This is a genomic window from Cryobacterium sp. TMT1-19 (assembly GCF_004403055.1).
GTDB lineage: Bacteria > Actinomycetota > Actinomycetes > Actinomycetales > Microbacteriaceae > Cryobacterium > Cryobacterium sandaracinum.
Window position 1 is genome coordinate 30,235 of sequence record NZ_SOHB01000003.1, and the last position, 21,653, is coordinate 51,887.

21 protein-coding genes and 4 pseudogenes are annotated in these 21,653 nt (G+C 62.3%); 16 read left to right on the forward strand and 9 right to left on the reverse strand.

What is annotated here, in order from left to right; all coding sequences use genetic code 11:
* Nucleotides 1–25: 25 nt before the first annotated feature.
* From E3T40_RS00510 to E3T40_RS00525, 4 genes and pseudogenes are all read left to right on the forward strand, one after another.
* Complete coding sequence (locus E3T40_RS00510) at nucleotides 26–940, forward strand: DMT family transporter (RefSeq protein WP_134542393.1); 915 nt, start codon at nucleotides 26–28, stop codon at nucleotides 938–940.
* Between the two features lie 95 nt (nucleotides 941–1,035).
* Entirely contained in the window at nucleotides 1,036–1,566 is a 531-nt protein-coding gene (locus E3T40_RS00515) for an AAA family ATPase (protein ID WP_104169443.1), read from the forward strand.
* A gap of 255 nt (nucleotides 1,567–1,821) precedes the next feature.
* Nucleotides 1,822–2,650, forward strand: a pseudogene (locus E3T40_RS00520) (Abi family protein).
* 361 nt (nucleotides 2,651–3,011) lie between these two features.
* Nucleotides 3,012–4,421: a CoA transferase gene (locus tag E3T40_RS00525; RefSeq protein WP_134542395.1), complete on the forward strand. Its 1,410-nt coding sequence runs from the start codon at nucleotides 3,012–3,014 to the stop codon at nucleotides 4,419–4,421.
* Between the two features lie 90 nt (nucleotides 4,422–4,511).
* Here the strand turns inward: E3T40_RS00525 and E3T40_RS00530 are convergent.
* The 3 genes and pseudogenes from E3T40_RS00530 to E3T40_RS00540 form a co-directional block, all read right to left on the reverse strand.
* A pseudogene (locus tag E3T40_RS00530) lies at nucleotides 4,512–5,126 on the reverse strand (recombinase family protein).
* 439 nt (nucleotides 5,127–5,565) lie between these two features.
* Nucleotides 5,566–6,393, reverse strand: coding sequence for an SDR family oxidoreductase (locus E3T40_RS00535; RefSeq protein ID WP_198411902.1), 828 nt, complete (start codon nucleotides 6,391–6,393; stop codon nucleotides 5,566–5,568).
* Nucleotides 6,394–6,793: 400 nt separating this feature from the next.
* Nucleotides 6,794–7,387, reverse strand: coding sequence for a DUF416 family protein (locus E3T40_RS00540; RefSeq protein ID WP_166786529.1), 594 nt, complete (start codon nucleotides 7,385–7,387; stop codon nucleotides 6,794–6,796).
* A gap of 407 nt (nucleotides 7,388–7,794) precedes the next feature.
* Between E3T40_RS00540 and E3T40_RS00545 the strand changes: the two genes are divergently transcribed.
* The gene (locus tag E3T40_RS00545; RefSeq protein WP_104194236.1) at nucleotides 7,795–8,412 is read left to right on the forward strand and encodes an AbiV family abortive infection protein; all 618 of its coding nucleotides are present in this window, start codon (nucleotides 7,795–7,797) and stop codon (nucleotides 8,410–8,412) included.
* 462 nt (nucleotides 8,413–8,874) lie between these two features.
* Here E3T40_RS00545 and E3T40_RS00550 read toward each other — a convergent pair whose 3' ends face one another.
* Both E3T40_RS00550 and E3T40_RS00555 read right to left on the reverse strand, forming a co-directional pair.
* Nucleotides 8,875–9,165, reverse strand: coding sequence for a DUF1905 domain-containing protein (locus E3T40_RS00550; RefSeq protein ID WP_104169438.1), 291 nt, complete (start codon nucleotides 9,163–9,165; stop codon nucleotides 8,875–8,877).
* Nucleotides 9,166–9,205: 40 nt separating this feature from the next.
* Entirely contained in the window at nucleotides 9,206–9,859 is a 654-nt protein-coding gene (locus E3T40_RS00555; protein WP_134542398.1) for a maleylpyruvate isomerase family mycothiol-dependent enzyme, read from the reverse strand.
* A gap of 334 nt (nucleotides 9,860–10,193) precedes the next feature.
* Between E3T40_RS00555 and E3T40_RS00560 the strand changes: the two genes are divergently transcribed.
* Together E3T40_RS00560 and E3T40_RS16780 are read left to right on the forward strand one after the other, a co-directional pair.
* Nucleotides 10,194–10,760: a recombinase family protein gene (locus E3T40_RS00560; RefSeq protein ID WP_104169436.1), complete on the forward strand. Its 567-nt coding sequence runs from the start codon at nucleotides 10,194–10,196 to the stop codon at nucleotides 10,758–10,760.
* Between the two features lie 34 nt (nucleotides 10,761–10,794).
* Nucleotides 10,795–11,481, forward strand: a pseudogene (locus E3T40_RS16780) (DDE-type integrase/transposase/recombinase); the annotation flags it as partial.
* Nucleotides 11,482–11,514: 33 nt separating this feature from the next.
* On the opposite strand, the gene E3T40_RS16785 reads toward E3T40_RS16780, so the two are convergent.
* Nucleotides 11,515–11,715 (reverse strand): hypothetical protein, encoded by a 201-nt coding sequence (locus tag E3T40_RS16785; protein ID WP_233199143.1) that lies wholly within the window; start codon nucleotides 11,713–11,715, stop codon nucleotides 11,515–11,517.
* Between the two features lie 145 nt (nucleotides 11,716–11,860).
* Between E3T40_RS16785 and E3T40_RS16790 the strand changes: the two genes are divergently transcribed.
* The 3 genes and pseudogenes from E3T40_RS16790 to E3T40_RS00580 all read left to right on the forward strand — a co-directional run.
* Nucleotides 11,861–12,235 (forward strand): Mu transposase C-terminal domain-containing protein, encoded by a 375-nt coding sequence (locus E3T40_RS16790; RefSeq protein WP_241981621.1) that lies wholly within the window; start codon nucleotides 11,861–11,863, stop codon nucleotides 12,233–12,235.
* A 243-nt stretch (nucleotides 12,236–12,478) separates the two neighbouring features.
* Complete coding sequence (locus tag E3T40_RS00575; RefSeq protein ID WP_370287840.1) at nucleotides 12,479–13,126, forward strand: AAA family ATPase; 648 nt, start codon at nucleotides 12,479–12,481, stop codon at nucleotides 13,124–13,126.
* 155 nt (nucleotides 13,127–13,281) lie between these two features.
* A pseudogene (locus E3T40_RS00580) lies at nucleotides 13,282–13,852 on the forward strand (recombinase family protein); the annotation flags it as partial.
* Nucleotides 13,853–14,012: 160 nt separating this feature from the next.
* Here E3T40_RS00580 and E3T40_RS17440 read toward each other — a convergent pair.
* Genes E3T40_RS17440 through E3T40_RS00595 form a run of 3 tightly spaced genes read right to left on the reverse strand, consistent with a single transcriptional unit; the run spans nucleotide 14,013 to nucleotide 16,525 of the window.
* Nucleotides 14,013–14,645: a GNAT family N-acetyltransferase gene (locus E3T40_RS17440; RefSeq protein WP_104169435.1), complete on the reverse strand. Its 633-nt coding sequence runs from the start codon at nucleotides 14,643–14,645 to the stop codon at nucleotides 14,013–14,015.
* Complete coding sequence (locus E3T40_RS00590; protein WP_241981618.1) at nucleotides 14,642–15,913, reverse strand: MFS transporter; 1,272 nt, start codon at nucleotides 15,911–15,913, stop codon at nucleotides 14,642–14,644. Before E3T40_RS00590 ends, E3T40_RS17440 begins: the two co-directional genes overlap by 4 nt.
* A gap of 24 nt (nucleotides 15,914–15,937) precedes the next feature.
* On the reverse strand, nucleotides 15,938–16,525 hold the full coding sequence (locus E3T40_RS00595) for a helix-turn-helix domain-containing protein (protein WP_134542399.1): 588 nt from the start codon (nucleotides 16,523–16,525) through the stop codon (nucleotides 15,938–15,940).
* A gap of 255 nt (nucleotides 16,526–16,780) precedes the next feature.
* On the opposite strand from E3T40_RS00595, the gene E3T40_RS00600 reads away from it, so the two are divergent.
* The 6 genes from E3T40_RS00600 (at nucleotide 16,781) to E3T40_RS00625 (ending at nucleotide 21,368) form a co-directional block, all read left to right on the forward strand.
* On the forward strand, nucleotides 16,781–17,200 hold the full coding sequence (locus E3T40_RS00600) for a GNAT family N-acetyltransferase (protein WP_134542400.1): 420 nt from the start codon (nucleotides 16,781–16,783) through the stop codon (nucleotides 17,198–17,200).
* Between the two features lie 69 nt (nucleotides 17,201–17,269).
* Nucleotides 17,270–18,148 carry an alpha/beta fold hydrolase gene (locus E3T40_RS00605; RefSeq protein ID WP_134542401.1) on the forward strand — a complete coding sequence of 293 codons (879 nt, stop codon included), beginning with the start codon at nucleotides 17,270–17,272 and terminating at the stop codon, nucleotides 18,146–18,148.
* Between the two features lie 666 nt (nucleotides 18,149–18,814).
* Nucleotides 18,815–19,336, forward strand: coding sequence for a GNAT family N-acetyltransferase (locus tag E3T40_RS00610; RefSeq protein ID WP_104169431.1), 522 nt, complete (start codon nucleotides 18,815–18,817; stop codon nucleotides 19,334–19,336).
* A 45-nt stretch (nucleotides 19,337–19,381) separates the two neighbouring features.
* Nucleotides 19,382–19,891, forward strand: coding sequence for a DinB family protein (locus E3T40_RS00615; protein WP_134542402.1), 510 nt, complete (start codon nucleotides 19,382–19,384; stop codon nucleotides 19,889–19,891).
* A gap of 207 nt (nucleotides 19,892–20,098) precedes the next feature.
* Nucleotides 20,099–20,494, forward strand: a complete 396-nt coding sequence (locus E3T40_RS00620; protein WP_134542403.1) for a hypothetical protein — start codon at nucleotides 20,099–20,101, stop codon at nucleotides 20,492–20,494.
* A 211-nt stretch (nucleotides 20,495–20,705) separates the two neighbouring features.
* Nucleotides 20,706–21,368: a DUF6518 family protein gene (locus tag E3T40_RS00625; protein ID WP_241981619.1), complete on the forward strand. Its 663-nt coding sequence runs from the start codon at nucleotides 20,706–20,708 to the stop codon at nucleotides 21,366–21,368.
* The last annotated feature ends 285 nt before the right edge of the window (nucleotides 21,369–21,653 follow it).

Below are 21,653 nucleotides of genomic sequence, written 5' to 3' on the forward strand. Positions count from 1 at the left end.
CTAAGCACTTAGGTATTATGACTAAGTGCTTAGCAATCGAGTCCTCCTGTTGGTGACCACGGCCGTGGCCCCCGCATTGTGGGGAACCACATACCTGACGACCACGTTGTACCTTCCGGAGGACCGGCCGTTGCTCGCGGCAACGTTGCGCGCGCTTCCTGCCGGAGCCCTACTCCTGCTGCTGTGCCGTCGGCTGCCGCGCGGCGAATGGTGGTGGAAGTCCTGGGTACTCGGCGTCCTCAATATTGGCGCGTTCTTTGCGTTGCTCTTCATTGCCGCCTACCGGCTGCCCGGCGGTGTGGCCGCCGTCGTTGGCGGGCTTCAGCCTCTCGTCGTCGCGGTCTTGGCGACCCGTGTTCTCAACGAGAAGCTGACCTGGCGCGTGGCAGCGGCCGGCATGACCGGAGTGTTCGGCGTGTCTCTCATCGTGCTTCAGGCGCAAGCACGCCTTGACACTATCGGCGTCCTGGCCGCCGTCGCCGGCACTCTATCCATGGCATCCGGGATCGTGCTTTCCAAGAAGTGGGGGCAGCCGGCACCCCCGCTGACCACAACCGCATGGCAGCTCCTCACGGGAGGACTCACCCTTCTGGTCATCCTGCTGGTCATCGAGGGTCTCCCTACCGCGCCGCTAACAGCACAAAACATCATGGGGTACGGCTATCTGTCCGGGGTCGGAACCGCGTTCGCTTATGTCCTGTGGTTCCGCGGCGTCGCACGCCTTCCCGCGAGCACTCCAGCTTTCCTCGGCCTACTCAGCCCGGTCGTGGCCTTACTCCTCGGTTGGATGATCGGAGGCGAGGACCTCGCCCCACTGCAAACTGCAGGAATCTTCATCGTCCTGGTTTCGATCGCCGTTGCCCTCCCCAAAGCCACGAAACCTCGCCGCCTTGGGGGCAGAACCCGTGAAGGAACCCGCCGGTGCGACATGAGCTTGTGACGGTCATTCCTGCAGCGTGAGAGAGCAGGACGCACGCGGTAACCGTTGGACGTTCCACTTCCGGCGGCGGAGTCCTGCAGCTATAGAGTCTGAACGTGATTATCTGGCTCAACGGACCGTTCGGCGGCGGCAAGACGACTGTCGCTCAAGAACTTTGTGAACGTGATGAGTCCTTCGTTCTCTTCGATACCGAGGCAGTCGGGCAGATGCTGCGTCACGCGCTCGACGTCAGGCGCCCGGTCAATGATTTTCAGGACTGGCCGGCATGGCGCACCCTGGTCGTCGCCACTGCAATCGAGTTGGTAGCCGACCTTGAGTGCGATCTCGTGATCCCACAATCCGTGTTCGCTCACGCCTACTGGAACGAGCTGACCACCGGATTCGCTTCCGCGGAATTGGCAATGCGCGCATTCACCCTCCTGGTTCACCCCGAGGAACACGAACGACGAATCCTTCAGGACGTGAATGAGTCCGACGCGGTGGACTGGCGTCTCTCAAGGATCCCGGACTTTGAGAGAGCCTTGCCTTGGCTTGAAGGAGAAACCACTGCCATCGACACAACCAGTCGCACGCCAGCCGAAGTCGCATCCTTCATCCGCGAGGAATTGGCCACGACGCGACCTTGAGTCGCAGGAACCAGACAAGTCGGCCGCTCAGGGTTGCTCCAAGAAACACGTCCGGGCGATGGGCTCCGTTCGAGGCTCCGGGATCGCGATTCTGAAGGGACGAGCTGCCGATCCGTTTCAAAGTCGCTGCAGGCTGGCTGTGGTACGGTGATCTCATCACGATCAGCCCGCTCGCCTCATGGCTCGGGCTGATTTTCTTTAACCAGGAGACTCGTGGCTGAGTACATCAAGAAATGGCTGTCGCTTGAAGACCAGATGGCCAAACTCGCGTCTCGCGGCGTCGAGGTGCGAGACCCAGAGAGCTGCCGGCAGATACTCCAAGCCGTTGGCTATTACCGCCTCACTGGCTATCTCTACCCGCTTCGCGAATCTGAAGCGTTCGTGGATGATGAAGGCCGACGACGGGTCCGCATCCTCAACCACTATCGCTCTGGTACCTCGGTCGAATATGCCGCCACACTCATAGATTTTGATCATCGCCTGCGGCTGCTCGTCCTTGACGGCATCGAACGAATCGAAATATCTTTTCGCATGCAGGTGGATCGAGCGCATCAATGCGCGGCAGGCAGAGTCTGACGAAGCATTCGTTGCGCACTTTCGCGAAAAGTACGACGACGAAATGCCCATCTGGGCACTGACCGAAATCTTGGAGTTGGGGCAACTTGGGCGACTCTACTCAGGATTGAACAATTCGATCGCGACCGAAATCGCAACTGCCTACGGGGCACCATCAAAAAGAGTAATGAGCAGCTGGATCTCAAGCTTGAACTACGTCCGGAACGTCTCAGCGCACCATGCACGCCTCTTCAACCGCAAGCTCATCAGCGCACCAGCACGCCCCACCCACGGACAGGTTCCTCTTCTGGGTCATCTCAAGCAGGCAACGACCGCGAAGCAGGTGTTTGGCCTGTACAACGCCCTCGCGGTAATGGCATACCTATTGCGTTCGATTGACCCGGATAGCGGATGGCCCGCCCGCGTAGTCGAGCTCATTCAGGCCTTCCCCGATTCTGATTATCTGACTGCGGAGTCAATGGGCGCGCCCCCAGGCTGGTCGAAACTCGAGCTCTGGTCCTCACAATAGTTGGCGCACGTTCCTTCCCATTCGGCGCTCCCGGAGGCTTGTGGCACCGGATGACCGCGCAGGGCAACCCGCTGAGCGCTCCCTACCAAGCCCCATCAGCTCACCAAACACAGGCGCCAACGTGTTGATCGTCGCAGCCGCTGAGAAGACGTCATCAACTCGGCGGTAGTTTCGCCCTTCAGGGTTCCTCGGCTGGCCTGGCGAGTAACGCAGGCTCTCCCCCATCTTGATTCCGTCCCGTGATTGCTCGGCCCCTCAGGACATCAATTGAAATCCGTGCCGTGGGGATAAAGTAGGGGCCACCGATGATCGCCTGGCTTCACGCCCTCGTGTGAACGGTCGAGGGCGTGGGAGGCAACCGATGGGCACCTTCCTCAGCACGTTTCTCTCCGATTCCTCGGAACTTCCGGAGCTAGCCGATCGTGTTCGTTCGTCCGGGCCGGTGCCGCTTTCGTCGCCATTGCTTGTCGGGGATCTTGCCGCGGACAGCATCGCGGCGACCAAGCTCATGGCCTCGTTGCTGCACCTTGTCCGCATGGGAGTGCGGGATCCGAAGGCGAGCGAAGTTCCGCAGGTGAGCATTGCGCCGCAACTCGTCGCCGGCGCCTACCGGAGTGACCAACTGTTCCGGTGGAACGGGAACCCCGCGCCAGCGTGGGCGCCCCTGTCCGGATTCTTCGCCTCGAGCGACGGCTGGGTTCGCACTCACGCTAACTATCCCCATCACGAAGCGGCTTTGCGCTCACTTCTGAGATTGGATGGCTCCGCCACCGCCGAGGCTGTCGCTCGCGTAATTTCGCGCCGCAGCGCCCTCGATCTGGAGGATGAAGCATCAGATTCTGGTGCGGTCATCAGCGCGGTTCGCAGCCCGAGCAGTTGGAGAGGACATCCTCAAGCCCAATCCCTGAAAGCAGCTCCGTTCATCAGCCTGGTGCAGCAGGCAGGAGACTCGGGCTTCCATAGCCTGAGGTCGGCCGACAGACACGCGCCCCTGGAGGGCGTTCGGGTGCTCGACTTGACCCGCGTCATAGCCGGGCCGGTGGCCACTCGCAGCCTCGCGTTCTTCGGGGCAGATGTCTTGCGCATCGACAGCCCTGGCATGCCGGAACTCCCCTGGCAGAGCCTCGATACCGGGCAAGGGAAGCGTTCCGCGCTCCTTGATTTCCGCTACAAACAGGATCGAGACTGCCTCGAACAGCTACTGACGGACGCCGACGTTGTTGTCACGGGATACAGGCCGAACAGCCTCGACCGGTTCGGCCTCTCGCCGGTCGAACTCCACGACCGCCATCCGGGGCTGGTCATCGGCCGGGTGAGCGCGTGGGGGCAAAGCGGACCTTGGGCCGAGCGCCGTGGATTCGACAGTATCGTCCAGGCAGCCAGCGGCATCGCCCAGATTCACGCAGACGGCACCGGCAGACCAGGCGCCTTGCCAGCCCAAGCTCTGGATCACTCCGCCGGGTACCTACTTGCCGCCGGGATCATGTCAGCACTTCGACGTCGACACCTCGACGGGCACGGGTGGACCGTCGACATTTCACTGGCCCGGGTCGCTCAAGAGCTACTCGCCCAGCCTCATTCCCCGCCGACCGAAGCCGGCCCATACGAGATCCAAACCGTGAACGCAGAAACGCCAGAAGGAACCGTCACCTGTGCCGCACCCGCGATCAGCATCAGCGGCGGCCTGGATCGCTACAGGTGGATCGGCCGCCCGTGGGGAGCGGACCAGCCGGAATGGGGCGAGCCACGATCCGCGAGCGTCCAGCGATAGGTCCCACCCGAAAGGTGCGCCATCGGCAGGTGCGGCATGGCGAAAGCCGCCCGCTGAGGGTTCCCTTCTGACAGTGACCAGGCGGGGCCGCTACGTCTTCGATAGGAGCTTCGCACCGTCCGAACGCAGCGCCCCCGCAGGTGAGACATGGCGGTACAACGTCTGCCGGGTGATCCCGAGCTCCTTGCAGAGGTCGCCAACCTTCGTTTCCTTCTGACCCATCGCGGCCATGGCCAGGCGGACCTTGGCCGGCGTCATCTTGAACGGCCGCCCACCAGTCCTTCCCCGTGCTCGAGCTGCGGCAAGCCCGGCGATTGTGCGCTCAGAGATGAGCGCCCGCTCGAACTTGGAGAGAGCAGCAAAGATTCCGAAGACGAGCTTCCCAGGTGCCGTCGTGGTGTCGATCGCTGCGCCCTCTCCGGTGAGCACCTTGAGGCCGATGCCACGGTCGGTGAGGTCATGCACCGTATTGACCAGATGACGCAGGTCTCGGCCGAGCCGGTCCAGCTTCCAAACCAGGAGCGTGTCACCATGACGCAGCGCCTTTAAGCAGGGCGCCAAGTGTGGCCGGTCGTCCTACTTGCCAGATGCCTGGTCCTCGTAGAGATCCCCTGCAGCGACGCCGGCGGCCAGGAGTGCGTCTCGTTGTAGATCAGTGCTCTGCGACCCGTCGGCTTTTGACACGCGCATGTATCCGACGAGCATGCTCGACTCCTGTCATTTATACGTTCGATTGCGTGACAGAGGCGGCTCACCCTCGAGGAAGACAGAAACTGTCACACAACCCGTCATCCAGCCTCCGTATCGCAAACAACGCAGAAACAGTCCAAAGTGACGGCTACAGGAGGGCCACCCATGTCACCTTCCGAACCCGGTATTGTGCGATCGCTTGATGACCCATTGAGCTGAGCTCGCAGACTCCACAGCGGCCCGAGTGTCTCGTATCCCCTGGGGTTTCGCGACGGTCATTCGGCCAGCGCGGCAGTTCGTCGCCTAGCCGATCCGGAATGGCGGGCAGCTCTTGCCACCGATGATGGGTCCTGGCGGTGGAGCAGTTGGAGGCTCGAGCTAGGTGTTGGTCCCACCGACGTTGTGAGCACGGTCGGTGCGAACAACACCTAGCCCTCGGTAGGGGCTTGGTCTTCTAGATGCTGCGGTGGTCGCGTACCGCAAGTTCAAGGGCCTCGAGGCCGGGCGCGAGGGCGGCGTCCACCGCCATCGCATCGGTGATGTTAAGTTGCTGCATCTCGCGGCGACCCTCCGGTGCGGTGTTGATTTCATGTTCGCCAGCCTCGAGCGCAGCGATGAGGTCGGTGATGACGTCGTCGAGCGGTCGACGTCCCCACCCGAGCTCGGCACCGGCGGTCTGTGAGGTCATCATCGCCGTGTCGGTCGCGCCGGGATAGACGGTTGCCACATGCACACCCGTTCCGATCAACTCTCGGCGAAGCGACTCTCCAAACTGCGAAATACCCGCTTTCGTTGCCGCATAGATCGAGTAGAACGGCATACCGACAAGCGCAATCCCGCTTGAGATGTTCACAAGGATGCTGCCGCGTTCTTTCCCGCTCTTCCGAAGCGCGGGAAGCAGGGTCTTGGTCAACAGAATCGGAGCAGTGAGATTCAGATCGATCATCGAGTGGACATCCGCATCGCTTGTCAATTCGAGCCTGCCCGCGCGCACATTCCCGGCGTTATTGACGAGAAGATCAACGATGCTCCACGACGAGACCAAGTGCGCGATCCGCTCAACAGCGCCAGGCTGAGTTAGGTCTTCAACCAGGACCTCAGTGGTTCCGCCTGCGGCGGCCACGAGCCGCGCAGTTTCTGCGAGAGTATCCAACTGCCGACCGACGAGCAGCAGATGACCACCACGGCGACCAAATTCGAGGGCGAGTGCCCGACCAATGCCCTGCCCCGCGCCCGTGATGATTCCGTGCCTATTGGTGAGGTCCAACTTACTGAGATCCATGGACTGGCTTCTTTCCGTTGATTGTGACTGGCTGACGGCAGCGGGTATCTCCGACTATTCTCAGACGTACTTCCACCACAACCAGACACCACCGTGCTTTATTCACGATCCAGCGACCGCTTATCCCAATGTCACCGAGGCAACCTGCAGAGTCTCGTTGCTGATCTGACCGAGGCAACCGATAGACAGCCATTGCTCCGGCGGCCGCGTCTTTGGTTGGGGGTCTGACCAGTAATGGAACGGTACTGAGGCTAAGTCCGCGATGCTCGGCCGCAGCCCCACCGTCTCATATCCCATGGGTTACAAGACGTCAGGGTTGCGCGACACCCATATCCTTCACGGGATGCCGCGGGAAATCTAGCACTGTTCTGGTGGAGACTTGGCGGCACCGCAGCCAGCCCTAAGGGAGAATGGCGGCCCAAGTTAGCCCCTCGGATGTGGTTCGCTGGCGCAGCTCAAGCCAAGATAGCGGCGACGACGCAGCGGCATCGAGGTCGCGGTCGATTGCGGATAAGGCCGTCTGCACGAACTCGGACCTCAGGACTGCAGAATCAGGGCCTCTGTCGTTTACGTCAGCGTTCGGCTTGGTCCGCCAGAAAGCGTAATCGGCCACTTCATACATCTGCAGGGCTGCCCAAACAGCGTGCTGGGCGTCGTCCTTACGCCAGGTGCTGATTGTGTAGGCCACGGCGGCTGCAGCGTTCTGGGCGTACCCCGACTCCAGAACCCAGCCGTGATCATCTTCATCGGGAACCATCGTCGACGCCTCAGCCTCCATCTGCTGCATGTCGTCCGCCTGCCCAGACGCAAGGTCCCACGCGCCCGCGAGGATCAGCGCCAACCGTTGGGATTGTGCAGGATGGTTGACCACACGTGCATAGCGCTCGAAGAGAGGAAACAGCCGCTGGGCGCAGGCTGCGGCGAACGCGGTTTTTGCCCGGCGGTCCAACGGCTCCAACCGCGCCAACACGGCACGCTCGTCATAGGTTCGCATCAACTTCACCAGTTCTACCGACGAGCATGTCGTGGTCGCTGTTCCCCCGGTAGCGACAAACCTAGTCGTTAGACCGCACAACACGCCCCGCCAGCAGAGGCATCTCTTATCCCCAGGGATTCGAGCGTCTACCCACCGCTCGTCGCGACTCCATGAAATGATCCCTGCGTCTCGTATCTCATGGATTATGAGACGAATAGGTTGCGAGACGGCTTGCGCAGCCCGGAAGCCCGTTGCGACACGCAAACGCCTTGGCTGGCGGTTCGGAACCGAATCGGTCATTGAGGATCAGGTTTGCAACTTTTAAGCGCTGGTCAATGCGTCCCCTCAGTGGAACGACCGCCCATCAGACACTGTGGCGGTCCTGCCCCGCACGTCGTCCAGACGTCTAGTCTGGCAATGTGACGATGCTGACGCCGACGGCCGCCCGAGCATTTTGGCTGGCACTCCTGGACAACGCAGCACGGATCATCATCGAGGCCGACGCTCTGTTCCCATCACCGCGCGCGCAGTCGCTGGTTATCCTTGCGCAGGAGGAAGTGGGCAAGGCGGTCTGGGTCTACAAGACGTTCTGGAACGCCTGGAACGACGGTGACGAGACGCCGCGCGAGGTGACTGAACTGCGCAAGCAGGGGTTTCATCACCTCGCAAAACTCATAGAGGCCACCGACTTCTTGACCACACACGTCGAGGTGCCGGGCAGTCCGGAGCCCGTGGAGATCGAACTGGTGAAGACCCACGCGCCCGGTGTGCTGGTCGCCTACCTGGAGGGCCTCGCCCAGGAGGACAACGAGGCGAAGAAGAGGGGCTTCTACGTCGATCTCCGAGCGGACGGCTCATTCACGGTGCCGCATGAGATCGACAGGCCACTCCTGAGGTTTCAGATCTGGCAGGCCGCTGACATGATCCAGTGGTTCCTCGTCGAAGATCAACTTCGAGCCAGTGTGACGGGCAAGCCGGTCTCCTCGACCGAGGAGGTTGAGGCACTGCTCGGAGCTGTCTTGGCTCACGGCCCGGACGATTAGGTCGGCAGGGCGCTCGGAGTGGAGAGATTCACGCCGAGGACGTGGCTCAAGGGCTCGCGGAGGGATCCCCCGGAGAAATCACTTGGCAGCCCTCAACGTCTGCACTCAGCGCCAGCCGAAGTATCTGTCTTCGCTGTTCCCGCGAGGAACCGGGACCTTGACCCATGCACACCCAATCAATCGTGGGCGGGATGACCATCACCTTCGAATCCCTCGCGCTGCCCTCCCCACCCGGGCGATTTCACCGAACCCGGATCGACCTCAACCGACGCCCTCAACCTCATGCGCAGCTGGATTGCCGACCAACACCCCGTCTCGAAACCCTAGCGATATAAGACGTCTCACCGACGTGACCTGAGCTTCCTCTGTGAGTCGCAGCGATGAATGGCGCGTTTCTCGCAGCGCTTTATGGCCGATCGCCCAGTCCCGCAGGATCATCCTCAACCGGATGCAGGAGGCTGCTCAGGCGGTGCGCACGGACAGGTGCACGTTTACCACGTCTCCGAGTCCTTTGCCGAGGGTCTTTCGCAAAGCTGCCCGGATGGGCATCATGTGGGTGCCACCGCCAACGGGCAGCATAGAGGCGGCGTACTCGTGGCCGTTGACGGTGCCTTCGACTTTGACGGCTTTACCTGTGCCGAATGCCTTGGCCGAGCCTGGCATTTGGACACACAGCCATCCGCTGTTGTTGTCGGCAATGATCTGCGCCGAGAATGTTATGTCGAGGGCGGGGAAGTTGGGAGTATCTGTCATGCTCGGGCTCCTGATGGAAGGCAGTACGGGACGAGGCTGCTCATTGAGACGCTTGTTCTAGCTTTCGTGCGAATGTTGCGGCACCTTCACCTGAGAAATCTTCCTTATCGACGGGGCGCCCCGAGATGGCCATGAGAAGTGCCAACGAGGTTCCTTTGACCTCTGAGCCAGAACCGTGCTCAAACCTTGAATCGGAAGCTTGCAGACGTAATCCAGCTGCGCGTTCCTTGCCACCGCCCATAGAGATGCCGGTTTTGAGTTGATAACGCAAGGCCGCGTCGATCGACTCACTCGGGCAGGAGCGCAAAAGTCCTAGGGGACGCCGAATGTCCTCACCATGCACGATTACTTCGACGAGTCGAGTTGCTAGAGCAGCAGGCGGCGTCTTGGTTGCTTCGCGTATGCGGCGGAACTCAGTCAGGGTCACTTCCGGGGTCGCGGCACGTTCCCTGGTGATGCCGTTTGCGTTGTCTTTGTCGAAATCGAACTTCGCGGCGATCAGTCGACGGAGAAAGCTGAGACGAGTTGTCTTCGCGGAATCCACGAGATGAGCTACGACGTCGTGAATGTCCCAGCCGGGGCAGAGCGAGGGCTGGGCCCATTGCTCTGGGGTGAGCGATTCAAGTTCTCTAATGAGGGTTTGGCGTTCGTTGTGAACGGCTGGCCACACCGCGGCCGATGGTCGGGAAGGCATGGGGCAATATAACCACGCGATACGACCGGCTAACTAGTACCGACACGCGACAGGGACGACCAGTGGGTGTATCTCACGACGTTTGGGTCAGCGTGCGCGTTTGGACGGGATGTGAGCGTTGGTAGTTGATCGTCGTCGAAACGATGACAGACCCTATCAACCAGGACGGCGGAAATGGCAATGCTCGAAGACCGGAATGGCGGAACTCCCGCCGTTCGTGAACGACCGTCCACGAAACACGCGGCAGTCGACGTGGAGAAATCGGAGCGTCGTGTTCAACGGCTCGTGTCCGAGACCTATGTTTTGCGAGGCACGTCAGAGGTACAGTTTTGTCATGGCATCTGTCGGTTACGCCCGAGTCTCCACGCGAGAACAGAATCTCGACGCGCAAACCGACGCTCTCGAGGCAGCTGCCTGCGAGAAGGTTTTCGTCGAGCACGCGTCCGGGGTCCTCGCGAAACGGCCGGCTTTGGATGACGCCCTTGACTATCTCCGCGACGGCGACACCCTCGTCGTGACGAAACTTGACCGGCTCGGCCGGTCCGTCCGGAACTTGAAGGAGGTAGCCGACGGGCTCGAGCGGCGCGGCGTGGGCCTGAAAGCTCTCTCCCAGGGCATTGACACGACGACCCCGGGCGGGCGGCTGTTCTTCCACATGCTCGCCGCGATCGCAGAATTCGAGCACGACCTCATCGTCGAACGCACCAAAGACGGTCTCGCTGCCGCGCGTGCTCGAGGCAGGAAAGGCGGCGGTCGTTCGAAGATGACGGCGACGAAGGCGCGTCAGGCGCGAGCGATGTATGACGAGAAGACGTTCACGGTGCAGCAGATCGCCGAAACCTTCGGGGTCTCTCGCGGCACCATCTACCGTCACCTCGGCGAAGACGTCAGCCCTGCGTAGGTCGTGACCCGCAATGGCGCAGAAAACAGCCGAGATGAAACTCGCACTTCTGCGTCGACACGACGACGGCGTCCCCTGGACCCGGATCACAGCCGACTCCGGAGTGCCGGTACGCACCCTCACCCGCTGGGCGAGCAGGTATCGGGCTGATCCAAGCTCGCGCGCTCTGGAACGTCCCCGCCGAGGTGACCGGGGCATAAGACGGATTGCCCCCGAGCTGGTGGAGGTCGTGGAGGCTCTAGCCTTGCGCCGACCGGAGCCGACGGCGGCGTTCATCCATCGCCGTGTCTGTGACATCGCACACGACCGGGCCCTTGCAGCGCCGAGCTACACCACCGTCCGAACGATCATCGCCGGACTCGACCCGGGACTTCGCACCCTCGCCCAGCACGGGGATGCCGCCTACCGGGACCGGTTCGAGTTGGTGTTCCGCCGCAACGCCAGCCGCCCCAACGAGCAGTGGCAGGTCGACCACACCCTCCTCGATGTCGCCGTCCTCGACAAGACCGGCATCTCCGTCCGGCCCTGGCTGACGATCGTCCTCGATGACTACTCCCGCGGGATCGCCGGGTACACCGTCTTCATCGGCGCCCCCACGGCGGAACAGACCGCCCTTGCCCTGCATCAGGCTGTCAACAGGAAAGCGAACTCCGGCTGGCCCGTCTGCGGTCTGCCCGATGTGCTGTATAGCGACCACGGCTCGGACTTCACCTCCGCCCGCCTGGAACGCGTGTGCCTTGACACCCACATTCAGCTAATCCACTCCCGAGTCGGCGTCCCGCAGGGACGCGGAAAGATCGAACGGTTCTACGGAACCGTCACCACCGAGCTCCTCCCGCACCTGCCCGGGCACATCCCGCACGGAACCAACGGCACCTTCATCACCCCGCCCGCCCTGACCCTCCGGCAGCTCGACGAGATCCTCGAACGATTCATCGTCGACGACTACAACCATCGTCCGCACTCGGAAACCCACGAGGCACCCTCGATGCGGTGGGCTGCGTCAGGTTTCATCCCGCGAAGCCCCGCGCACCCCGAGGACCTCGATCTGCTCCTTCTTACTTACTGCGGCGGCAACCAGGAAAGTCCAACGAGACGGCATCCAGTTCGCCTCCACCCGGTACGTCTCAACCGTCCTCGCCGCCTACGTCGGGGAGCAGGTGACCGTCCTCTTCAACCCACGCGACGCAGGCGAGATCCGCGTCTACTTCGACGACGCCTTCCTCTGCCGAGCCATCGCCCCAGAACTCGCATCAGAGTCCGTCTCGTTATCGGAGCTGCAAGGTGTCCGCGCCAAGCGGCGGCGGGAGCTAAAACAGCAGCTCCGGCAGCGGCGGAGCCTTGCCGACGCTCTCCCCGGCGACACCCGCTACCTGCCCATCGACACCGAGGAGGCAGAAGCCGGCGAGGCTGAACCGGTGCTGCCATCACAGCCCGCCCCACGAAAAGGATTGCGTCTCTATGCCACCGACTGACCCCGGCCACAGCATCCTCGGCAAGAACGACGACGGCCGACGGTTCCTCCTCGAACGATTCGGCGAGGTCAACACCACCCCGGTCCCCAAGACCGGAATGGCACCTTTTCAAACGACCCGAGAGCACCGGCGCTTCACCGAGTTCGCGGACACCGTCCGCGCCCACCGCTACATCGGCTTGTGCTGGGGCCCACCCGGCGTGGGAAAGACCTTGTCCGCCCGGCACTACGCCGGGACCGACGAGTGGAACAATGGCAAACCATCTTCGAGGACAACTTCGGCCCCATGCCTCCCCGGGTTCTCGAAGCGCACACCGCCTTCTTCACCCCCAGTGTCGCCGCGACCGTCCGGGAGATCGACCGCGGCCTGCCCACCGCCTGCCAACGAATCTCCTTCGCTATCGACTACCACGAGCACGGACTCGTCGACCCTTACGTCTATACGCAGTCCCGCTCGAGCGGCCGCACCGAACTGCTCATCATCGACGAAGCCGACCGGCTCAAAACAACAGGCCTCGAGCAAGTCCGCGACTACTTCGACCGGCACAACATGGGCGTCATCCTCATCGGCATGCCCGGCATCGAGAAACGACTTGCCCGCTACCCGCAGCTCTACAGCCGCATCGGATTCGCCCACGAATACAAACCACTCACCCCTGACGAACTCACCGCCGTCCTCAGCAATCGCCTTCCGGCAGGAGATGCGGCGGACGACGACGGTATTGGCCACGCCACCGCGATCGCCACAATCGTCCGCGTGACCGGCGGCAACTTCCGCCTCGTCGACCGGCTCATTACCCAGATCGAACGAATCCAAAAGCTAAACATGCTCGACGGACTTACGCCGGAAGTCGTCGACGCCGCCCGTCAAGCTTTACTCATCGGCCAGTAAGCGCCGCAATAACTGGACCAGTTACTTCTGCGGTTCACAAGCTTCCTCAGAATCACCGGAATCTTGCGGTGCGCCGATTCTCATAACTACGTCGCATAACCGCATGCTTGAAGTGTGGTACTCGCCATTGGTTATGAGACACCCCGGGGGCAGAAATGACGAAACTGATCGGCTACGCGCGCGTCCACGCGACAGCAGTCCACCGACCGGCAACAGATCGACATCCTCGCCGCTGGCGTCCGGCGTGACGACCTCTACGTCGACCACGGCGTCTCCGGTGCTCGAGCATCACGGCCTCAGTTCGACCGTGCGCTCGACGCACTCCACGACGGCGACACTCTCGTCATCACGACCCTGGACCGGCTGGGCCGATCGGCGCAGAACATGCTCGCTTTCGCCGAGGAGCTCCGCGGTCGCGGCGCCGGCCTTCGCGTACTCAACCTGGGCGGCGGCGATGTCGATACCGCGACACCGATGGGGTCCATGCTGTTCACGATCACGGCTGCACTCGGGCAGATGGAACACGAAATCAAACGAGAACGTGTGATCGACTCCATCAACAAGCGCCGCAACGCCGGCAAGGATCTCGGTGGGAGGCCGCGGCTCATCACCGACAGCCAAATCCGCAATGCGCGTCGACTCATCGACGGTGGGGAGCCAGTGACAACGGTTGCCCGCGATCTTGGAATGTCTCGAGCAACGTTCTATCGCCGAGCGCGGGTATTGGACCTCGCCGGAGAGTCATCTGAGGCGTCCGAACGCGCCCCGTATAGCCTCCCTTCACCGGGCATTTTCTCGGACGGGGCTTACGGGACGATCGCCCTCTCGACACCGCAGGGAACCGAGTAGACGACGATGATTCGAAGGTGTCCCGGTCGCCGTCCGGCTATCGGACACCCGGCAGATCTAGGTCCAGCACATACGTCTGCGACGGACGTCCCAACAGCGAATGCGGGAATAGCTCTCCCCACGGTCGCCAGCCGTTCTTTTCGTAGAGGTGCACAGCAGCGCGATGATCGGCAAGAACGTGAAGAACAGACCGCTCATGGCCATGCAGAGCAAGCGCGGCGGCTGCTCCAGTTAGAAGTGCGCCGCCAAGCCCGCTCCCCTGAGCGCCGGGAGCGACAGCGAGCAGACCGATGACAGGCGAGCCGGATGGATCACTGGCCAGACCCGAACCTGGTTTCGTTGCCAGTACAAACCCGACGAGCCCAGCGGCTGCATCCTCGGCCACGATCCAACATTCTGAATTGTCAAATTTGAGTCGAGCTCGCTCGGCTACTCCATCGACCGCTTCACCATCCCGAGCGACGCACGCCGCGACCCAAAGCGAAACGCACCCCGCCGCATCCTCTGCGGTGCCACTTCGAAACACAAAATCGTTCTTCCCGCACGGCTTCGCCATGTCTCGAGTTTCCCACCCGCTTCGATGATCATTCCGCTCCCGGTTGGTGGACGCGCTGTGCATATCGGGGCTCAGGTTTCCAGGCGTGGACTGGCGAGCGTTTTGGGCGTTCATTTCGCGGGCATCACGACCGGACGCCGCTCCATGTGCCGCCACGCTCCTCCGGAGAGAGGACTCAGCGTGACGAGCGTGTAGACGATCGCGACGATTCCGAAGGCGAGCGACAGGCCGATCGTGTCGGCAGCGATGCCGCCGAGTAGGGCGCCGAACGGCACACCCGACCACGCACCGGCGTTGATCAGGCCGAACACCCGGCCGCGCATGTGTTCGGGAACGCGTTCGAGTTCCACCGCGCCGAGTATCGGGTTGATCGCCCCAGCCGCCAGGCCCGAGAGCGCGGTCATTGCGACGAGCGCGGGCAGCGGCGCACCGACGGCAAAGGCAGCGCTCGACGGGCCGCCAGCCAAGGCGAAGCAAACCGCCAGGGTCACGCGGCGGGGCACACGGTGAGCGACGAAGCCGAAGGCCACGTTGCCCACCAGGGCGCAACCGCCCATGACCGCCACCAGCAGACCCAGAGCGGCCGCGCCCCCCAGACGATCGTTCGCATAGAGGGGCATCAGGGTCGAGCCGCGGGCGGCGTCGAGCAGATTCGTGACCAGGACGAGGCCGACGACCAACCGCATCAGCGGGTCGTGGATGACGAAGCGGAAGCCTTCGCCCAGGTCGGCCCAGTAGGAGGAACGGGGAACGTCAACACTGTCGCCGCTCGGCCTGACGGCGGCGGGCACGGCTGCCACGAACGCCCAGGTCAGCAGGGCAGAGACCGCGAACGTTGCCGCGTTGACGAAAAGGGCTGCGATCGGCCCCAGGAGCGCGACGAGCAGGCCGGCGATCGAGGCGTCGATCAGCTTGGCGAAGCGTTCAGAACCGTCCAGGAGCCCGACACTCTGCTCGATCCGCACGCCGGCCCGCACCGTCAAGCCGGGCAGCATAACGCGCCGGGCGGTCTGTCCCGGGGTGTCGAGCAGTCCGCCCGCGAATACCAGGATGAGAAGGGCCCAGAATGGCAGCCCGACGGTCAGCGCCAGTACCGGCATGGCCAGCACGGTGGCACCACTCACGAGGTCCGCAACGATCGCTGCTTTACGGTGACCCACCCTGTCCACGACAACCCCGCCGAGCGCCCCGCCGACCACAACCGGGGCGGTGGCGAAGAATGCCGCGATTCCCACCTCGACACCCGACCCACCAAGGCCGAGGACGTAGAAGGGGATGGCGAACGCTGTGATCACGTTGCCCGTTTGCGAGATCGCGTGGGCAGCCAGCAGGGCCGAGAGGGCGCCGGTTGCGCGGCGGTTGCGACGCAGCGCCTCCATCATGTTCTTCCTCATCGGCGGTCTGACTCAGGGACGGCGATAAGCCTGGTAGACGAGCACCACGGGCTCGGCGCCATCGGCCATGGCCGGGTCGTGGGCGGCGCTCGCGTCGACCCACCGGTTGACCAGGGCTTCGAGCTCGGTCCGCATAGTGCCCAGTTCCTCGACAGTAAGACGCAGGCTGCGGTCCCCGCTCGCGCCTGCCGCGACCCACTCGCGGGGCAAGGCCGGTGTCGCGTCGATGTAGTCCGTAAACCGGGCGGCGTAGGCCTGAGCAATGGACTTCTGCAAAACAGAAGACGCCGCCAGCTTGTCGGGGTCGTCGAGCAGATCGGCGGGCTCCCAGCTGGTCAGCAGTGTCGTGGCCCTCCACCAGCGTTCGCGGTGGTCGGTGCTCTGAGCCTCGGCGGGCTCAATCAGGGCGATGGAGGCAAGCTTTCCGAGGTGGTAGCTGATGGTACCGGGAGCCTCATCGACGACGTCGCCGAGCTGGGCGGCGGTCAACGGGCCGCGTTCGCGAAGTAGGCCGAGCAGACGAAGCCGGGTCGGATGCGCGAGGACCCGCATGGAGGCAGCCGAGTTGAGCGTGGTGCGTGAGGCGTCGCGGGGGGTCATACCGATGACCCTATAAGAACAACATCTATTGCGCAATGATTGTTGCTCAATAACTGTCACTCGATCTTTCTCTCGCTCCTAAGCTGAGCCCATGGTCAACGAGGCGGAACATGAGGGCCGGGCTCTTCGGGTCGAAGGTTTGGTGAACGCACGCGATCTCGGTGGTCTCCCACGACGAAATAGAAAACTGACGCCCCGGGGCGTCCAGTTCCGAGAACGTTGACTGGGTTACCCCGGCGGGGTGGGACCAAATGCATGAAGCCGGTATCCGCACCATCGTCGACCTCCGCCAGGCAGGAGAACGATCCGTTGCGGAGTCTGGCGGATTCACTCGACGCCCACCCTCCCTTCACTCTCTACATGATTCAAAGGGCCGAGGACCGGCGCGCAATTGGCGGGATCGGCTTTTTCGGTGCGCCGGGTGCAGACGGAGTGGTCGAACTGAGCTACGGAGACCAACCCATGCGAGGACTAGGCCTGGCGACGGAAGCATTACTGGCGGCGATCACGATTGCCGCGACCTACGGCGCACTGCGAGTCAAAGCAGACACTGCGGTCGAGAACATCGCCTCCCAGCGCGCAATCGACAAAGCAGGGTTCCTCAAAACTTCTCGGTCAAGTGAGGCCATCTATTACGCGCTCGATCTGAGGCGCGAAACGCAGATTTGGCCGTAGCAGACGCCAGCCGTTCGATCGACCAAGCGCGCAAACCGTTCCCTTACGTGTGCCGTGTACCGTCGAGTGATGCCAAGCTACGAAAGCTCCGACGGTTCAGCACTTCACTACGATGACGTGCGCCTGAAGGACAGCGACGGCGACAAATGCCCGGTTATCCTCATTGCCGGAGGAGCGGCCCGCCACCCCAGCTACCTTGGCGATCTGGCCGGCCTCAGCGATCGGCACCGCCTCATCGTGCCCCACCTACGAGGTGTCGGACGCACGGCCGCGCCCGACCAGGAAGAGCTGGGGTCGTTCTGGACTCAAGCCGACGACATCGAGCACCTGCGTGTCCATCTCGGCCTCGATCGCGTCGTTCTGATGGCTCACTCAGCGGGAACGAGATTGGCCCTTGCCTACGCGGCGCAGTTCACACTCAGCGTTGCCAGGCTGGTGCTGATCACACCGCCGGCGGCTTATCTCGTCGATGAGCCATCCGATGCCCAAACGCTGAGCGAGAAGCGGCGCGGAGATTCGATTTTCGAAGCCGCTTTCGCAGCTTTGGAAGCGGGGCCCCAGACGGTTGACGATGACGGGTTCAACGCCTGGCGACAGGAGTCGGCGCCGGCCGGATACGCGAACTGGGGCGCAACAGAGCGATCCCATGCGACGATCGGGCGATGGAGCCTGCCCGCCACGAAGGCGTATTTTAGTGTCGCCCCACCGCGCGACCTTGCGGCGCGGCTGGGGCAGGTGAAGGCCCCCGTGTTGGTGATTGCCGGAGCCGAGGACTGCCTCACCGGATTAGCGCCGGTGGCCGCGCTGGCACGCCTCTTTCCCACAGGTGAATGCGTGGTCATCGAAGGGAGCGGGCATTACCCGTGGATCGAACAGCCGGCTGCCTTCCGGGGAACGATCGACGCGTTCCTCGAGCAGCCGTCTAAATCAGCGGCGACGAGAGGCTGATTGCCCGGAAAGGGTTCCCCTTCGGGCACAAGGGGTGACATTCAGCACTGCGAACTGGACGCCCTTTAGCGCTGCGATTCGAACCACTTACCGAGGACAAGGCCAGCGCGAAATCGGACAGGGATTACTAATAGAGTCGGCACATGGTGAAAAGCAGGGTGGCATTGACGAAGCCAATCGGCATTTCTCTGATCGTTGTCGGCGTACTCGCTGCTCTCTGCGTAGTCGGGCTAGCTTGGCTAACCGCCACATACGGAGGACTTGACTACAAATGCGTCGTTGAGGGACCACGGCGTGAGTCCGCCCCGTTCGCGGTCGCGTCGGAAGCTGTGCGGGTACATGGATCTTTCTCGTCGTGGCCTCTGGGGCGCGCCTGTGAGTGGGAGCGTGCAGACGGTCAGGGCTTTGTGACTGCGGGTCCCAGCTGGACCACGACGATCGTTTTCTTGGTCTGGATCGCCATTGCATCTGTCGGCGCGGTTATCCTTGCCCTCGGAGGGGCGCGCACGCGCTCAGGAGCCGAAATAGGGTAATACCCGCTAGGCGACCCGTATGAGGTTCCCCTTACGAAACGGAGCAATAGGCGGGGGATCGACTGTTGGCCTTTTTGGGTGTCCCGGTCGGCGTCCCGCTCACGGCACCCTTCGTCAAGCTACTCTCGGATTCATGTTGAAGACATTTGTTCGACAAGCGAGGGCCGACGATCTGGAACTTCTTGAAGTGATCGAGAATGAAGCTGACGCGCTGTTCGCGACCGTGTTCTCGATAGTCGGCTGGCGGCCTGCTCCTTCTTATACGAAGCCATCACAGCAGAGTGGCTTCATCCTCGTAGCCAGCGACAGTCCAGGATCGGATGCGATCGGGTTTGTCCACGTCCTCGAAGTCTCTGGCAGCGGTCATCTCGAGCAGCTATCGGTCAGGCCGTCAGCGGCGCACCACGGGCATGGGCGCGCGCTCGTCGAAGCAGTCAAGAGCGAATCAAGACTGCGCGGATGCAAACGGGTCACCCTGCGAACGTTCGCGGACGTTCCATGGAACGCCCCCTTCTACTTGAGCTGTGGTTTTATCGAGCGTGGTCCCGATTCTGATTTTCTTCGAGATCTGTTAGTAGCGGAGCAACAGCGAGGACTTGGGTACGGCCGGCGTGTTCAAATGAACTTCGACCTGACTGATGAGTTGCCCCGATAACCGTTCGCCTGGCGACACGTCTCCACCCCCTGGCAGGATGAGCGAATGCGAATCGATCCTGAACCCAACTGCGCGGAATTCGTCATGCTCGCGCAGTACCTAGATTATCAGCGTGAGACGTTGCTCTCGAAGACCGACGGCCTGACCCGTGAGCAGTTGGCACAGAAGCACTCCCCCTCCGAACTCACCCTCGCGGGCCTGCTCAACCATCTGGCGCTGGTGGAAGAAGACTGGATGGAGGTCCGCTTCGCTGGCCTCCCTGATCGAGAGCCATGGGCCAGCGTCGACTGGGACGACGACCCAAACTGGGAGTTCCGCACTGCCGCTCTTCTCGATCCGGTGCTGTTGCGGAGTCGCTACCGCGACGCCTGTGATCGGAGCCGGGCAGTCGTATCCAAATCGACAGGCTTGGATCAGCTGTCGGTCAAGACGCTGGGCGATGGACGCAACTTCTCGCTCCGATGGGTGCTGCTGCACCTTGTCGAGGAGACCGCCCGCCACGGCGGCCACGCCGACTTTCTGCGCGAAGCAATCGACGGCACGGTCGGTGAATAGCAAACGAAAACGTCAGAATCCTCGCTAGAGGAAACGTCGTGGAACAGCATCGACCCTTTAGTCATTCGGTGACCGGCAGTTGACCAGTCGCGTTGCAGGTTCGGCTACGGGCCTTGACTCTGTAGCCGGCGATTTCTTTCTTTCCAGTCTTCAAACGCTTACCCGGTGTCTGGCAGCTCGTACTTTGAAAAGGAGGGGGTACACGAAATGCAACTGCAAAGACCGGCCTTTCCCGTGCTCCTCGCCGTGACTGCGCGGTCTTGGATCCTCGGTATTCCGTCGATGGCCCTCATGGCCCTGGCTGGGCTGCAGTTCGCGTTCATCTCACACGCGGGTATCGGCGAATTCTGCCATCAGAACCCCAAGCTAGGCAATCTGGCTCTGCCCCCAGCAGGCTGGACCGCGAGCGGTGCATTTTCGTTCTTTCCCGTTGGGGTCCGATGCTCCTATTTCACGAGCGAACACGAACTCCTCCTGGTGCATACCCAGACCAGCGTGTGGGACTGGGGAATCACGTTCGCCGCGATCCTCGGAGTCCTTGGCGTCGCGCTCTTCCTGACCGCCCGGCTCGCCACTCGACGAACCTGGCGCGCATCGCTCTAACAGAATCAGACCCGGACCGTCCCGATGGAGGTTCCTCGTACGGGAACGCGGTGAAGGCATATTTGAGTGGAGTGGCTGTTTCCATCGAGCGGCCGTGTGCGAGGGCTCAGGCGCCGATGCCGCGCGCGTCGGAGAATCACCTCGACGCGCACCACAACCGGCGAATAGGGTCACAGAAACTGTCGACTTCTGGCACTGCTAGCCTCGCCGTATGGAAAGTGCGGTAGCAGTCCCTGGGAATCGAGTACGTCCGCGCGTACTGTCAGATGCTGGTCTCTGGCGCCTGCCGGGACTAATCAGCGCAGGTTTGGTCTGGGGCCTTCTCACGTCCTTCGGGCAGACCTACCTTCCAGGGCCCCTCGTTCAGTTGACGAACTGCTATTCGGTCTGGCTCTTCATCTCCTATTTCGTCGGCTACCTGTCGGTCACGGGCGGCTTAGCGACGGTCGCCGGGCTTCTCTCGGTTCTCGCCGCTGATGTCGGTTTCTACATAGGCATGTGGGCGCAATTCGGGATCATCGGAAGCTGGACCGGTGACACGTACTACATGATTGGCGCTCTCATGTTCGGCCCACTCCTCGGGTTGGCTGGGTATTTTTTTAAAACCCGGTCCCGTTGGGCGACGTACGGCGTCGCTCTCATGGCTTCGCTCTTCTTCTCCGAAGCGCTCTACCGGCTCAGCAAGACTGACGTAGTGACGGCAGGGTTCTCGGACGGTTGGTACGTGTTCGCAATTCTCGGCGTTGGGTTCCTGCTCGCGACTCTTTCTCGTACTCGACACCAACCGCTCTCTCTATGCAGCATCATCCCGCTTACTGCATTCGCATACGTTGGAGTTGCCCTAGTTCTACCCGTCGTGCTGTCGCTGATTTAGACGCAACCCAGGCTCAGGACGCATCCAAATTCCGGATCGCGGTTCGGCCGTCCGCGGGGACCAGCCCCTTCTCGATCGACCCGAGCTTCGTCGTCGAGGTGGTGCTTGCAGGCACTCTGACACGCAAGTCACGCGTCCCGTATGGGGTTCCCCTCCAAGCACGGCGCTCGGTGCCGGCGGACAGGCTGGCGAGTAGCGCTTGGTGGTAGCGGTAGTCCGGCGAGTTGGTAGCACGTTTCCGGGAACACGGTAGCGCTGGCGGGCGGTGTACTGCTCTGCTGTGAA

What these genes read in the sequence shown, in the direction of transcription:
- E3T40_RS00525 (WP_134542395.1), top strand. Translation starts at nt 3,012, where the DNA reads ATGGGCACCTTCCTCAGCACGTTTCTCTCCGATTCCTCGGAACTTCCG.
- E3T40_RS00535 (WP_198411902.1), bottom strand. Translation starts at nt 6,393, where the DNA reads ATGGATCTCAGTAAGTTGGACCTCACCAATAGGCACGGAATCATCACG.
- E3T40_RS00540 (WP_166786529.1), bottom strand. Translation starts at nt 7,387, where the DNA reads ATGCGAACCTATGACGAGCGTGCCGTGTTGGCGCGGTTGGAGCCGTTG.
- E3T40_RS00545 (WP_104194236.1), top strand. Translation starts at nt 7,795, where the DNA reads ATGCTGACGCCGACGGCCGCCCGAGCATTTTGGCTGGCACTCCTGGAC.
- E3T40_RS00550 (WP_104169438.1), bottom strand. Translation starts at nt 9,165, where the DNA reads ATGACAGATACTCCCAACTTCCCCGCCCTCGACATAACATTCTCGGCG.
- E3T40_RS00555 (WP_134542398.1), bottom strand. Translation starts at nt 9,859, where the DNA reads ATGCCTTCCCGACCATCGGCCGCGGTGTGGCCAGCCGTTCACAACGAA.
- E3T40_RS00560 (WP_104169436.1), top strand. Translation starts at nt 10,194, where the DNA reads ATGGCATCTGTCGGTTACGCCCGAGTCTCCACGCGAGAACAGAATCTC.
- E3T40_RS16785 (WP_233199143.1), bottom strand. Translation starts at nt 11,715, where the DNA reads ATGGTTGTAGTCGTCGACGATGAATCGTTCGAGGATCTCGTCGAGCTG.
- E3T40_RS17440 (WP_104169435.1), bottom strand. Translation starts at nt 14,645, where the DNA reads ATGAACGCCCAAAACGCTCGCCAGTCCACGCCTGGAAACCTGAGCCCC.
- E3T40_RS00590 (WP_241981618.1), bottom strand. Translation starts at nt 15,913, where the DNA reads ATGATGGAGGCGCTGCGTCGCAACCGCCGCGCAACCGGCGCCCTCTCG.
- E3T40_RS00595 (WP_134542399.1), bottom strand. Translation starts at nt 16,525, where the DNA reads ATGACCCCCCGCGACGCCTCACGCACCACGCTCAACTCGGCTGCCTCC.
- E3T40_RS00600 (WP_134542400.1), top strand. Translation starts at nt 16,781, where the DNA reads ATGAAGCCGGTATCCGCACCATCGTCGACCTCCGCCAGGCAGGAGAAC.
- E3T40_RS00605 (WP_134542401.1), top strand. Translation starts at nt 17,270, where the DNA reads ATGCCAAGCTACGAAAGCTCCGACGGTTCAGCACTTCACTACGATGAC.
- E3T40_RS00610 (WP_104169431.1), top strand. Translation starts at nt 18,815, where the DNA reads ATGTTGAAGACATTTGTTCGACAAGCGAGGGCCGACGATCTGGAACTT.
- E3T40_RS00615 (WP_134542402.1), top strand. Translation starts at nt 19,382, where the DNA reads ATGCGAATCGATCCTGAACCCAACTGCGCGGAATTCGTCATGCTCGCG.
- E3T40_RS00620 (WP_134542403.1), top strand. Translation starts at nt 20,099, where the DNA reads ATGCAACTGCAAAGACCGGCCTTTCCCGTGCTCCTCGCCGTGACTGCG.
- E3T40_RS00625 (WP_241981619.1), top strand. Translation starts at nt 20,706, where the DNA reads ATGGAAAGTGCGGTAGCAGTCCCTGGGAATCGAGTACGTCCGCGCGTA.